Source organism: Actinoplanes sp. NBRC 103695 (genome assembly GCF_030269485.1).
Lineage (GTDB): Bacteria > Actinomycetota > Actinomycetes > Mycobacteriales > Micromonosporaceae > Actinoplanes.
In genome coordinates this window covers 1-13,385 of the sequence record NZ_BSTL01000068.1, presented here as the reverse complement: position 1 = coordinate 13,385, position 13,385 = coordinate 1, and the positions used below count along the sequence as shown (strand labels likewise).

10 protein-coding genes are annotated in these 13,385 nt (G+C 70.6%); 4 read left to right on the top strand and 6 right to left on the bottom strand.

Translation table 11 applies throughout. The features are described 5' to 3' along the window. Nucleotides 1–120: 120 nt before the first annotated feature. Together QSK31_RS47725 and QSK31_RS47720 are read right to left on the bottom strand one after the other, a co-directional pair. On the bottom strand, nucleotides 121–579 hold the full coding sequence (locus QSK31_RS47725) for a hypothetical protein (protein WP_285691842.1): 459 nt from the start codon (nucleotides 577–579) through the stop codon (nucleotides 121–123). Nucleotides 580–958: 379 nt separating this feature from the next. Then, nucleotides 959–2,518 (bottom strand): methyl-accepting chemotaxis protein, encoded by a 1,560-nt coding sequence (locus QSK31_RS47720; RefSeq protein WP_285691841.1) that lies wholly within the window; start codon nucleotides 2,516–2,518, stop codon nucleotides 959–961. A 105-nt stretch (nucleotides 2,519–2,623) separates the two neighbouring features. On the opposite strand from QSK31_RS47720, the gene QSK31_RS47715 reads away from it, so the two are divergent. Then, nucleotides 2,624–3,313, top strand: coding sequence for a hypothetical protein (locus tag QSK31_RS47715; RefSeq protein ID WP_285691840.1), 690 nt, complete (start codon nucleotides 2,624–2,626; stop codon nucleotides 3,311–3,313). On the opposite strand, the gene QSK31_RS47710 is transcribed toward QSK31_RS47715, so the two are convergent. Together QSK31_RS47710 and QSK31_RS47705 are read right to left on the bottom strand one after the other, a co-directional pair. Continuing rightward, nucleotides 3,299–3,640, bottom strand: coding sequence for a hypothetical protein (locus QSK31_RS47710; protein ID WP_285691839.1), 342 nt, complete (start codon nucleotides 3,638–3,640; stop codon nucleotides 3,299–3,301). The two genes, QSK31_RS47715 and QSK31_RS47710, sit on opposite strands and share 15 nt — an antisense overlap. Further along, the gene (locus tag QSK31_RS47705; protein WP_285691838.1) at nucleotides 3,637–4,545 is read right to left on the bottom strand and encodes a nucleoside hydrolase; all 909 of its coding nucleotides are present in this window, start codon (nucleotides 4,543–4,545) and stop codon (nucleotides 3,637–3,639) included. The genes QSK31_RS47710 and QSK31_RS47705 overlap by 4 nt, the downstream gene beginning before the upstream one ends. Nucleotides 4,546–4,910: 365 nt before the next feature. Between QSK31_RS47705 and QSK31_RS47700 the strand changes: the two genes are divergently transcribed. After that, nucleotides 4,911–9,590 carry a family 78 glycoside hydrolase catalytic domain gene (locus QSK31_RS47700; RefSeq protein ID WP_285691837.1) on the top strand — a complete coding sequence of 1,560 codons (4,680 nt, stop codon included), beginning with the start codon at nucleotides 4,911–4,913 and terminating at the stop codon, nucleotides 9,588–9,590. Here the strand turns inward: QSK31_RS47700 and QSK31_RS47695 are convergent. Continuing rightward, the gene (locus QSK31_RS47695) at nucleotides 9,524–11,341 is read right to left on the bottom strand and encodes a HAMP domain-containing sensor histidine kinase (RefSeq protein ID WP_285691835.1); all 1,818 of its coding nucleotides are present in this window, start codon (nucleotides 11,339–11,341) and stop codon (nucleotides 9,524–9,526) included. The genes QSK31_RS47700 and QSK31_RS47695 overlap by 67 nt on opposite strands. Further along, nucleotides 11,338–12,033 (bottom strand): response regulator transcription factor, encoded by a 696-nt coding sequence (locus tag QSK31_RS47690; protein ID WP_285691834.1) that lies wholly within the window; start codon nucleotides 12,031–12,033, stop codon nucleotides 11,338–11,340. The genes QSK31_RS47695 and QSK31_RS47690 overlap by 4 nt, the downstream gene beginning before the upstream one ends. 69 nt (nucleotides 12,034–12,102) lie before the next feature. Between QSK31_RS47690 and QSK31_RS47685 the strand changes: the two genes are divergently transcribed. After that, entirely contained in the window at nucleotides 12,103–12,654 is a 552-nt protein-coding gene (locus tag QSK31_RS47685) for a hypothetical protein (RefSeq protein WP_285691833.1), read from the top strand. After that, nucleotides 12,651–13,277: a hypothetical protein gene (locus tag QSK31_RS47680; protein WP_285691832.1), complete on the top strand. Its 627-nt coding sequence runs from the start codon at nucleotides 12,651–12,653 to the stop codon at nucleotides 13,275–13,277. The genes QSK31_RS47685 and QSK31_RS47680 overlap by 4 nt, the downstream gene beginning before the upstream one ends. Nucleotides 13,278–13,385 lie beyond the last annotated feature (108 nt).

Genomic DNA, 13,385 nt, shown 5'->3' with positions numbered 1-13,385 from the left:
CTGCGGGTCCATGCTCGGCAGCAACGGCTCAAGCCGTTCCCAGTCCTCATCAGTTAAATCACCAGCCACGACGAGACAACGATCGATCATCGCAACCGGTGATGATCCGTCAGATGCGCTCTAGTGGAACAGGATCCGGTGCAGCCAGGAGCCGTGCGGCACCGGCCCGTCGAGACTGCCGCCGGAAGTGCTCGCCGAGCCGGCGCTGTCCAGCAGACCCGCCGTGACGATCTCGTCGAGCGGGAGCCGCCGCAGCCCGTCGAGGGTGTCGATCGCGTCGTCGGCGGTGACGCCCCAGTCCTCGACGCGCTCGGGCCGCTCGCGAACCCGGTCGGCGGCGTGGTCGAGCACGGCGTGCAGACGTGCGAGGACAGCGCCGGAGTCGGGCGCCCCCGCGCGTACCAGAGAAGTGATCTGCCCTTGATCGTCGAACCGCGGCTCGAGCTTGTAGCCGTGGTCGTCGAACCAGTCGAGGCCCGAGGTGGAAGTCGGCGAAAGCTCGTGGACAGCGCGGTAGGCGTGCGCCCGGCAGCCGTCGGACGTGATGGTGATGATCGTTGGTGCCCCGTGGAAAGCCATGCTTGATCCTGGTGCCTCGGCGGTCCCCGGCGCTGTCGTGTCGGCGACACTTCCCACCCTGCCGCCCGGGCCGGATGGCGGGCGCTGCGGGCGCCGAGCCCGACCAGCACGAAGCATCCCAGCCGGCCGGTGTAGGCGAACGCTTCGTAGTCCTGTGATCCGATGGCGAGGAAGTAGGCATAACCGCCGTCGGCGACGCACAGTCCCAGCATGCCGGTGCTGACCAGAGCGGCCGGGCGGCGCTCACCGCCCGGGCTGTGGATCAGTAGCATCAGCATCATGGTTGCCACCACTCACACTCCTGAAGCCGCGCCCGGTGCCTGTCCCATCATGGAAAGCCACCTGCGCCAGGTATGGCCTGGCCCGTGACTACGCACGGTCAGAGCCGGAACGTGTCGACGATGTCGTTGAGCTGGCGCGACGCCAAAGCCAGTTCGGAGACCGCCTGTTCGGTGGTGGTCAACGTCTGCAACGTGCCGCTCGACAGCTCGGAAACCGAAACAATCTCCCGGGCCATGCGGGTGTTGCCGTCGGCGATCTCCGCAACACTCCGGCTCATTTCACCTGTGGTGGCGGTCTGTTCCTCGACGGCGGACGCGATCGTGGCCTGGTAGCTGTTGATGTCCCCGATGATCCGCGTGATCGACGCGATGGCCGTCACCGCGTCCTCGCTGTCGGTCTGGATCGCCGCGACCCGCCGGGAGATGTCATCGGTCGCCTTGGCGGTCTCCTGAGCGAGGTCCTTGACCTCCGAGGCCACCACGGCGAATCCTTTTCCGGCGTCGCCGGCGCGGGCCGCCTCGATCGTGGCGTTGAGGGCCAGCAGGTTGGTCTGCTCGGCGATCGCGGTAATGAGTTTGACGACATTGCTGATCTCGTTCGATGACTCGCCCAGCTTGTTGACCGTCGTATTTGTTGCGTTGGCGGCCAGTACAGCGTCGGCGGCGACCCGAGCGGCCCCGGTCGCGTTGTCGGCGATCTCCCGGATGGAGGTCCCCATCTCCTCCGCGCCGGCCGCCACCGTCTGGGTGCTGCGGCTGACGCCTTGCGCGATCTCGGCGACTTGGCCGGCTCGGCCCGCGGTGTCGCGCGTACTCTCGCTGGCCTCGGCGCTGATGGTGCGGACGACCGCGGACGCGGAAGCGACATTGCGGGCGGCGGAGCTCATCGTCGACACCGTCTCGCGGACGGCGGTGACAGCAGCCACAGCGGCGCTCTGCATATCGCCGAGCTCATCGCGTGCCGAGGTCACCTTGCCCTCCGCCGCGGTGAGGTCACGCTCGGAGAACCGCTGCATCGTTGCCATCACCTGACGGACCGGCACCACCACCGACCGCGTGATCAGCAGAGTCACCAGGACGGCGATCATCAACGAGAAGGCCAGCACGGCGATGATCATCGTACGCGCCTGGGAGGCCTGGCGATCGGCCGCCGCGGCGGCAACTCGCGCCTGCGTGGTCGTTGACCCGACCAGTGATGCCGTCGCCTCGGCGATCGGCGTGTAGTTGTCCGACGCGAGGTACATCTTGTTGGCTTGGGCCGTTCGCCCGGCCAGAAAATCCGCCGCCACCTTGTCGTCCGACGTCCAGAACGACTCCAGGTTCTGCTCGATCGTCACCAGCGAAGCCCGTTGCTCCTCCGTCAACGGCCGAGCGCCGATCCGCCGTGCGATGTCAGCGATCACCTTCTTCTCCGTCAGCAGGGTGGAGCGGAAGCCCGTGTCGCTCGTCAGCCCGGCGAGGCCGTTGGCGTTGACATCCCAGATGTAGAACGCCTGCATCCCATTGATATCGGAGTTGTGCCGGCTCAGCTCGAGGACTTCCTGCGCGATCGCGTTGTACCGGGACACCTGCTGCGCGGCCTGCTGCTGCCTCTGCGAAATACCGATCCCCAGCACGCCGGCAGCGAACGCGAGCGCCACCACCAGCGCAAAACTCATGGCGAGCCGCACCCCGACCCGGAGACGCCTAACCAGACCGATCATTCTGCCCAGACTCCCCGGCACGTGATGAAGTGTTTACACCCCGTCATCGGCGGATTTCGTATGAACCTGAGCAACGCGACCGTCACTTCGCGCGGGAACCGGATGCTTGCGCGGGAACATCACGAGGGGAGGGTCGGCAGCCAAGGGGGAATCTCCGAGATTGAAGGTGGCGTTTCGTGCACCTGGTCATTCGTCGCCGCGATAAGGAAGAGAGACCGGCTCAATGCCAGAATCCTAGGATGGTGTCGAGCTCGGCCCGGCCGGCCTCAGCATCACCCATCCCGGTCACTCGCCAGCAAGTTCAGCAATCCGGAGGTGCATCGGGCCTTCGTCGCGTTGATCGAGGGCGGCGCCTCGAACCTGGCGATGGTGGACGTCTACATGGGCGGCACGACGGGGCGTGCACTGCGGGACACCATCTTCAAGCCGATCCTGAGGGATCATCCGGGCATCACGTTCAAGACATACTGGATCCGGGAGACCATGGGGCTCGGCACCGAGGAGAGTGGCGGCACGACGCTGCAGCCGAACACCGCCAAGTTCAAAGATACTCAGCCGAACGCGGACCGGGTCACCACGGCGGAGATCCACGTGCGGCTGGCGCTCGGGGACGACATGACGGTGGTGCTGGACGGCGACCACCGCGCCCCGATCGTCATCTTCGACAGGCGGGGGCGAATCGTGCGCAAGCTGACGCCGCGCGGAGGTCAGACCACGCGGCAACTGCTGGTCGAGCTACTGACCAGCTGACGAGTCCGTGAAGACGTGGACCAGGCCGGCCTCGGCGAGCAGCGCGTCTCGCTCGGCGGCATCCGGGCGGGGGCCGCCGAGCTCGTACGTGAGGTTGAGGTAGATGGCCGGGAGCTCGCCGTGGGTCACCGGATCGAGGATCTCGGGATCGAGGTCACGCTCCACCAGCTCCTCCGGGTCTGTCAGCGCGACGGCCTGATAGCCCGCGATCAGACCGGCGTCCAGCCAGGACCGAAAGCGGGGTCCGAGGCGGCGGACGACGCTGACGGCCGACTCGGGGGTCTCGCAACCCTGCCGGGTGGCGTAGATCCAGCATTCGAGGTTCATCGCGTCTCCCCGTCCCGTAGTGGCGTGGACCTCTGCGGCTCGAACAAGGCCGCCAATGCCCGAGGCGCGTCGACGGAGACCGTGATGAGGGTTCCGGTGCCCTCGGCGGGGCGGGCGCCCCAGCGGCCCTGCTCGCGGTAGACCTCGACCTCGGCCCAGGTGAACGCGGTGGGTTTGAGCACCGCCGCCGCCGCGAGCGGGTCGTGCAGAAGCTTACCGTCCGGGTGCTCCCGCAGGTACAGCTCCATCGCCTCGGCCGCCAACCGTACGCCGGGCGCCGGCTCCTCGATGGAAAGCACCCGCTCGTGGAAGGTCCGGTCCCAGGCGACGCCGTGGGTGATGTTCTTGGAGACGAGGCGGCGGGAGTGGACGCGGTCGCTGGTGAGGGCGGCGAAGGCGCCTTTGACGTCGTGGCCGAAGTTGAACGACTCCGTGGTCGTCAGGCCCGCGAACTTCGGGAGGCGGTCGGCGGGCGCGACGAGGTTGTCGCCTGCGAAGCCGCCCTGGGCGACCCAGCTGCCGACGGCCGTCTCGGGGTGGTTGCGTAGCAGCAGGCGCAGGTTGTGCAGCGGCGCGGTGGTCAGCAGGACGGCGTCCGGCGTCAGGGCGTGGGCGAGCAGCTCGTGCGCGACGGCGTCCGGCTCGGCGAGCGGGGTGTGGCCGAGCCAGGTGCGGTGGAAGGGCGAGACGGCGTCGTTCTCCGCGCGGGTGTTCCGAGCGCCGACCGGCACCTCGGACCCGAGGCGGGCGAGCACCGTACGGACGACGCCGAGCTGTGCCGGGGTGCCCGGGTTGACGGTGACCGCCGCGAGCCGCAGCCCGGGGCGAGTCGCGATCATGCAGAGGGTGAGGACGTCGTCGGGGTCGCGGGTCTCCATGTCGAAGACCAGCCGGATGGGGCTCATGCGAGGGTCGTGGACATCAGGCGCCAGAGGGTTCCGGCGGGGGTGGTCATGTCCCGAACGATAGACCTTTCCGCCAACGAAACCTCTCGGTGATTCACTTCGGGGTCAACCTTCTCATGCTCCAGTGCCCGCCGCCGAGACCCGTGGCTGGTCGCCGGGTGGCCGGTCGTCGCCGACGCGTTCACCGCCCACTCCGCCGTGGTGTTGCCGGCCGAGCCGGAGCCGGTCACGGTGCTCGGCATCGACGAGGTTCGCCGCCTCAGCCCCGCCAACTTCGAAGAGCCCTGATCGTCCACAAGGCATGGCGTGCTTACATCGATCGTGGTTGAATCCCTGAAACGTTCCAAGCGTGGAAGGAGCCCCCCATGCCTGCACCCGCTCGGGCCATCCGATCGCTCCTCGTCGTCGCGATCAGCCTGCTGATCTCCGTCGCCGGAGTTCCGGTCGCCGCTGTGCCGGCGGCCGCCGGAGGCACGGCGGTCCACCTTGCGTTGTTGCAGGTGGAGCGAAAGACGCAGCCGGTCGGTATCGACGTCGCGCAGCCGCGGTTCTCGTGGATCGTCAAGTCCGATCGCCGCGGTGTCGAGCAGGTGTCGTGGCGGGTGCGTGTGGCGACCAGCAGGTCCCGCCTCGACGCCGGCCGGCTGGTGTGGGACAGCGGCCGGACGGTCTCTGCCCGGTCCTTCGACGTGGCGTACGCCGGGCCCGCCCTCGCCGCCGCCACCGACTACGTCTGGCGCGTGGACGTCACCACCACCAAGGGCGCCGCGAGCGCCGTCAGCCGGTTCCGCACCGGACTGTACGACCTGGGGGACTGGGCCGGCAGCTCCTGGATCGGCAACGCCCGCGCCGGCGACACCGACCAACTGGATCTCGGCGGGGCTTCCTGGATCTGGACGCCGGAGGCGACGACGCCGGTCGCGCCCGCGGAGCCGCGCGCGTTCCGCACCGTACGCGTCTCACCGGCGGGCCGGGCCGCCCGGACGGCCGAAATTCTGATCACCGCGGACGACCTGTATCGGCTGTGGGTCAACGGCTCGCTGGTCGGCGAGACCCAGGGCGCCGTGAACGAGTGGCAGCAGTCGCGGCTGTTCCGGGTCGGCCTCGACGCGTCCCGTAACGTGTTCGCGATCCGCACCGACAACGGCGCCGGGTCGCCGGCCGGCCTGGTGGCCAAGGTCCGGATCACCTACACCGACGGCAGCACGTCGGTGTTCACCACCGGCACGGACTGGGTGGCGAGCAGGACCGTTCCGGCCGGGTTCGAGGCGCCGTCGTTCGACGACAGCGCCTGGGGCGTCGCGGTGGTCCAAGCGCCGTACGGCCAGGGCCCGTGGGGCGGCAACGTGCGCGCGCCGCAGGCTGAGGCGCGCCCGGCGCCGTTGCTGCGCAAGGAGTTCGTGGTCGACGGCAAGCTCGCCGACGCGACCCTCTACTACGCCGCCGGCGGCTACGCCGAGGTGGCCCTCAACGGCGCCGCGATCGACGACGGGGTGCTCTCGCCGGGCTTCACCGACTACGACGACACCGTCCAGTACGCCGCCGTCGACGTCACCGGGCAGCTCGTGCGGGGCGGCAACGCGATCGGCATGGAGCTCGGCCGCGGGTTCTACGGCATGACCGGCGGCAACGTGTGGCGATGGCAGTCGCCGCCGTGGCACGACGAGCCGGTGGTCCGCGCCGTCCTGCACCTGGAGTACGTGGACGGCCGCACCGAGAACATCGTCACGGACGACTCGTGGTCCATCGCCGACGGGCCTACGGTCTTCGACGATCTTTATGCCGGCGAGACGTACGACGCCCGCAAGGCCCAGAACGGCTACGACACGGCCGGCTTCGACGACCGGTCCTGGGCGGCGGCGAGCGAGGCCGGCGGGCCGAAGGGCGTGCTCGTCCATCAGCGTCAGCAGCCGATCCGGGTCACCGAGTCGCTGCCCGCCGTCGAGGTCACGCAGCCGGCGTCCGGCGTCTGGGTGGTGAAGTTCCCGCGGGTGCTCGCCGGGTGGGTGAGGTTCACCGCCCAGGGCCCGGCCGGTGTGACCATCCGCGCGCAGTACGGCGAGAAGCTGCTCGCCAACGGCCGGGTGAACTTCTCCAACAACGGCGACTTCCGGTCCGGCTTCCAGACCGACCGGTTCGTCCTGGCCGGCGCCGGCGTCCCGGAGTCGTGGCAGTCCCGCTTCTCCTACAAGGGTTTCCAGTACATCGAGGTGACCGGCTGGCCCGGCGACGGCCCGCCGCCGCTGCACGCGTTCACCGCCCAGGCGGTGCACACCGACGCGGCCGAGACCGGCTCGTTCGCCAGCTCGGACGCGACCATGAACCAGACCCACCGCGCGGTCGTGGACACGCTGAAGAACAACATCCACGGCATCCCGACCGACACCCCGATGTTCGAGAAGAACGGCTGGACCGGCGACGCGGCGGTCGGCGCCGAGATGTTCATGCTCAACCTCGACGTGCATGAGCTGTTCGCGAAATGGATGCGTGACGTCCACGAGACCCGTGACGCCAACGGCGCGCCGCTGGTGATCGCGCCCAGCTCGGGTGACTGGGGTCAGTGGGGCGTGAACCCGCCGTGGCATTCGGCGTACGTGATGATCCCCTGGTGGCTCTACCAGTACGGCGGCGACGAGCGCGTGCTGACCGAGCTCTACGACGGCATGAAGCGGTACGTCGACCTCGAGTTCGGCCGGTCGTCGGACGGCATCGTGGCCAATCCGCGGCTGGGTGACTGGGTCAGCCCGGAAGCCAGCCCGGACGGCGGCAACGCCCCGGAAGACGTCCGCGTCTCCGGCACGGCGTACCTGTACGCGATGTTGTCCACGATGGAGCGGTCCGCACGCCATCTCGGCAGGTCGGCCGATGCCGCCGCGTTCGCCGGCCACGCCGCCGTCGTGAAGACCGCGTTCAACAACACCTTCCTGAACCGCGCCGAGGGCTATTACCGCGGCAACGGCGATCGCGGCTACCGCCAGACGCACAACGTGCTGGCGCTCGCCTTCGGGCTGACACCCGACGACGCCACGGCGAAGCGGGTGGCCGCCGGCATCGTCGCGGACATCAGGGCCAAGGGCACGCACCTGAACACCGGCGTCCTGGGCACGAAGTACCTCCTGCCGGTGCTGACCGACGCGGGCTACGCCGACGTCGCGTTGCAGCTCGCCCGGCAGACGACCTACCCGTCCTGGGGCTACATGATCGAGAACGGCGCCACCACGATGTGGGAGCACTGGGCGCTCGAGGCGCGGTCACGTGGCCACTACTTCCTCGGCACCGTCGACGACTGGTTCTTCCACTCGGTGGCCGGCATCCGGGCGTCGAAGGAGACCGGGTATCGCGACCTCACCATCGCGCCCCAGGTGACCGGGCAGCTCGACTGGGCGAAGGCGACCACGCGCACTCCGTACGGTCCGGTGACCAGCGATTGGAAACGCACCGGCCGTACGCTGCGGCTCGCCGTGACAGTGCCGGTCGGCGCCCGGGCCACCGTCGAGCTGCCCGCGCGGAACGTGTGGGCGGTCACCGAGGGCGGGGGACCGGTGGGGAAGGCGGAGGGCGTCCGGACCGTACGGCAGGGCGACGGCACGGTTTCCGTCGAGGTCGGGTCCGGCCGCTACACCTTCGTCGTCGACGAGCGGCACGAGCCGGCGGGCGCCGTGATCGACCGCACCGACGAGCTGACCGCGGTCGTCGACGAGCTCCGCGCCGCCGGGACGTTGAGTGACCAGCAGGCGCGGAAGCTGCGCGGTCACGCCACGGCGGCGCGCGGGCAGGCCGTCGGGTCGCTCGAGCGCACCGGTCTCGCCGCCGCCCGGGACCTGGCCGCGGCGCAGCGGCAGATCGAGGCGTTCGACGAGGCCGCGCCCGTACAGGAAAGGCTGGACGCCGCAGTGACCGCGGTCCGTGAAGCGCTCGGCGCAGCCGTCGCCGGCCTTCTCGCGCTCGACCTCACCGTCACGTCCCCCGGCGCCGTCCTGCCCGATAGCACCGCCACGGTGACGGTCACGGTCGCGAACCGCGGTCGCGGCCGCCTCGACGACGTGCGCGCCGCCGTCAGCGGGCTGCCCGACGGCTGGACGGCCGACCCGGCCGGCGCGCGGCTCACCGACCGCCTGCGTCCCGGCGGATCGGCCGCGGGGAACTTCGCCGTCGGTGTGCCGGCACGGCAGCCGCCCGGTCCGGCCGGCGGCGCCGCAGTGGCCACGTACGTCTTCGAGGACGCGACGTTCTCGCTGGCGAGGCCCGTCACGCTGACCGTCGGCTCGCCGATGGTCATCGACTCCGTGACGCCCACGCCGGCGCAGACCCGCCCCGGACAGCCGGTCACCGTGAGCGCCGTCCTCCGCAACGTCGGACGCGCCGCCGTCGAGGGCCGGGCCGAGCTCGACGTGCCGCCCGGCTGGAGCGTGTCCGCACCGTCGACGACGACCGTGCCGGCCGGGCAGTCCCGGACCGTGACCTGGACGGTCGGTGTGCCACGCGACGCCCGGCAGGCGGTCGAGGACGTGACGCTGACGGCGCGCGTGCTCGTCGGCGGCGCGACTCTCGCCACCGGCGCCGGCGCCCTCCGGGTGGCCATCGTGCCGGGCGTGGCCGACGCGATCGACCACATCGACCTGGGCGTGTCCGCGTCGGAGCAGGCGCACCGCCTGACCGCGTCGCCGTCCTCGGGCACCAGCGTGGAGGCCGGCCTGACCCGCCGATACTCCGGCCATCAGACCCCGTTCTCGCAGTTCGAGTTCGACATGGCGGTGACGCCCGGCCGGCCGTTCGTGGTCCGGGCGGTCGAGACGTACGACAGGGCACAGATCAAGCGCTACAAGGTGTACGTCGACGGCGCTGAGGTGCTGCTCCGCACCTTCGACCACGGCGGCGGGGCCGGGACCGAGACCCACGAGTTCGTGGCGCCCGCCGCGCTCGCCGCCGCCGACGGCACCGTCCGGGTCCGCTTCGAGAACCAGGGCGACCCGGCCTTCTACGATCCGTCGATCGCCGACGTCTTCACCTTCCTCGATCCGGGCTCGTGGTCGTCGGTGCCGTAGGTGGGGAGGCGGACGGTGAAGGTGGAGCCACGGCCGGTCCGACTTGTCACCGCGATGGTGCCGCCGTGCGCCGCGACGAGGTCGCGGACGATGGCGAGGCCGAGCCCGCTGCCACCGGTGTCCCGGTTGCGGGACGGGTCCGTACGCCAGAAGCGGTCGAAGACGTACGGAAGGTCGTGCTCACCGATCCCACGCCCGGTGTCGGCCACGGTCAGTACGACGTCTGCGTTCTCGGTGCGCGCTCCGACCGTCACCATGCCGCCGGCCGGCGTGTAGCGGATCGCGTTGGTCACCAGATTGGTCAGCACCTGGGCGATCCGCACCGGGTCGGCGTCGATGGCCGCGCCACACGTGTCGCGGTGCCGCAGCGTCACACCGGCCGCCTCGGCACTGCCGTGATGGGCGGTGACCGCCTGCCGGATCAGTTCGTCGACGTGGACCCGGCGGCGGTCGAGCCGCAGGGTGCCGGCGTCGGCGTCGGCCAGATCCTGCAGGTCGGCCACGATGTGCTGAAGCTGCATCGCCTCGGTGAGCAGCAGCGAGGTCAGCTCGGCGTCGGTCACCGGCGGCGCCAGGCCGTCCTCGGCGGCCTCCAGCCAGGTCCGGATGTTCGACAGGGGAGTCCGCAGCTCATGGGCGATGTCGCTGACCATCTCGCGGCGCTGGGCCTCGGCCCGTTCCCGCCGCTCCGACATCTCGTTGAGGGCGGCGGTCAGGGCGCCGATCTCGTCGCGGCTTCGGACCGGCATCCCGGGCTGGTGGCCGGCCGGATGCCGGGCCGCGGCGGTCAGCGCGCGCAGCGGCCGGACCAGGCGGGCCCCGACCAGAGCCGTGATCAGGACCGTGACGGTGAGTACGAGCAGCGCGGCGCCGGCGGTCCGGGCGATGTTGGGGCCGGAGAGCCGGAATCCGCCGACCGGCGCGGTGCCGGCCGGGGCGGCGTTGATGAACAGCTGGGCCGGTGGTGCGACGTACCGCTCGAGCTGGATGCGGCGGCCGGTGGCGGTGCAGCCCGCCGCCCGCTCGGCGTCGATGCCGGATTCGTTGGGAAAATACCGCCAGGTGACCGCGCTGGTGACCTTGCCCTGCAAGTCGTTCTGGTCGAGGCAGGGCAGCATCAGTTCGCCGAGCTCGACCAGCGCGGCCTGCTCGGAGCGGTAGACGTGGGTGGCGAAGTCGCGGAGGCCGCAGGAGTCGCGAGCGGCGGCCGGGGCGTCGGTGCTGAGGGCGATCCGGCCGCCCGGCAACGCCGTGGCTCGTACGGTGTGACCCTTGCCGTTGAGACAGGTTTGCACCTTCTCCGAGTCGGCTCTTTCCTGCCGCTGTTCGTCGGCGGTCAGTCGGTACGGGCCGACCGCCCGGTCGTCGATGTACTCGTGGTGGGCCGGGACCACGCCGGGATCGACGTGCAGCGGATCCACCACCACGTACGCCTTGACAGCGCGCGGCGACCCGCCCAGCAGCCGCCCGTCCGGGGTGGTCAACCGGATCTCGAGCCCGGTGCGGGCCCCCAGCTCGGCCAGCACCGGGCCGGCCTGATCCCACGAAGGGTGGCCGGCGGCGTAGGCCACCAGGTCCGCGTAGACGCTGGTCTGCTGGCCGGCCGCGGCGACCTGATCGCGCTGGAGGGCGCGGGTGGTGCCGCGCGCGGTCAGCCATGCCGTCGCGGCGATGGCGCAGGTCGCGATGGCGATCGACGCGGCGAGCAGGCGGACCAGCAGGCTGTGCCGCAGCGGCACCGGGGCGCTCATCCGGCGGCCGGGTCGACGAGTTTGTAGCCGAGGCCGTGAACCGTCAGCAGCCGGGCGGGCCGGGTCGCATCGGCTTCGATCTTCTGCCGCAGGTTCCGGACGTGGACGTCGACGGTACGTTCGGAGGCGTTGCGGTGCAGCGCGAACGCGCAGTCGAGCAGCTGCGCCCGGCTGAGCACCCGGCCGGCGGCGGATGCCAGCGCGAACAGCATCTCGAACTCGACCGGCGTGCATTCCACCGCCCGGTCACCCACGTGCGTCAGGCGTGAGCCGCGATCGACGGCGAGGTCGCCGGCCCGTACCACTCCCGCGTCGCCCAGGGGCGTGCGGCCGGCGCGGCGCAGCAGCGTACGCACGCGCAGTGCCAGTTCGCGCGGGCTGAAGGGCTTGGTCAGGTAGTCGTCGGCGCCCTGTTCCAGCCCGCGGATGACGTCGGCCCTGCTCGATCGGGCGGTGAGCATCAGCACCAGCACGTCATAGCGGTCCCTGAGTTGCCGGCACACCTGCAGGCCGTCGAGGCCCGGCATCATGATGTCCAGGACGACCAGGTCGGGACGGACCCGCTCGGCCGCGCGCAGGGCCGAGGGTCCGTCGCGCACCACCGTGGTGCGATGGCCGTCCTGTTCCAGGTACCGCCGGATGACTTCGGCCTGCGTGGGGTTGTCCTCGGCGAGCAGGACGTGGGCTGTCACGCGAAGCAGGCTAGACGACCGCCGGAAGCCTTAACATGTTCTTCGCATCTGCCCCGCAAGCTGCCCGCCATGACCAATACCAAGATTCGTGTTCTGGCTGCCCTGGTCGTCGCCGGTGGGATGTTCGTGACCTCCGGATGCGGCGGTGACAAGGACCCCGCCGCGTCCGCGCCCCCGGTGGCCAGTGTTCCCGAGGGCGATGCCGGCTCCGGCAACCCGTCCGCAGCGGCCGCGGCTGACCGGCCCGTCGATCGCGCCGACATGTCGGACGAGGAGCGGAGCCGCCTCTGGGGCGCTTGGGGTCGTTGTCTCACCGAGCATGGGGTTCCGGCCCCGCCGGCGGGCAAGGAGAACCAGAGCGTGGACGTCCTGCAGAAGCCGGAGAACGCGAACGCGGTCGCGGCGTGCGCGTCGAAGCAACCGGAAAGCGAGTGGGAGCACGCCAAGCGCACCGACCCGGACTACGCGAAGAAGTTCCGGGCTCTCATCCAGTGCATCCGGGACAAGGGCGTGAGCGTGGAGCCCAAGGGGGAGGGACCGGGCTACAGCCTCACCGACGACCGGCAGATCACCCGGGGGATGCAGGTCGCGGACGAATGCGACCGCACGGTGCTGAAATGAGCCGGCGGCGCCTCCTGGTGCCGGCCGCGGTCGTCGTGGTGGGCCTGCTCACGGCGGCCGGGGCCGCCGTTCTGGACCGGCGCCCGGATGCCGGGGCGGCCGGTGGGCCGTCTCCCGAGCGGTCGGTGCGGATCGCCACCGTGGAGCGCACCGACCTCGCCGTCACTCTCACCCTGGACGGCTCACTCGGGTACGGCTCGGAGCAGGTCGTCACCTCCACCGCCGGACGGGTCACCTGGTTGCCGAAGGCGGGAAAGGTGGTGTCCCGGGGTGCGCCCCTGTTCCGGATCGACGATCGGCCCGTCCCGCTGTTCTACGGCAACACGCCCCTGTTCCGTCCGCTCGACGGCGCCGGTCTGGTCGGCCGCGATGTTCGGGTGGTGTTGGACAACCTGAGGGCGCTGGGCTTCAAGACCGGCCGGCAACCCGCGATCGGGACAATGGTCCGGCCGCCCTCATCGACCACGCCGGCCGGCGGTGCGCCCCCGTCGTCGGCACCGAGTCCCCCGCCGACCGCCACCGAGCGCGTCAAGGTCCAGCGCGGTGACGCGGTCCTGAACACCGACGTGATGAACGCCGTGAAACTGTGGCAGCGGGAACTAGGCCCAACGCCGTTCAGTTAGGCGGTCGGGTGGATCGTCAAGGCGTGTCTGAGGCATAGAGCAGCGGAGCTCCGGTATAGAGGGTGGTCACTCTAAGACGCCCTTGAACCTGGAGCTCCGCTGGCTGAT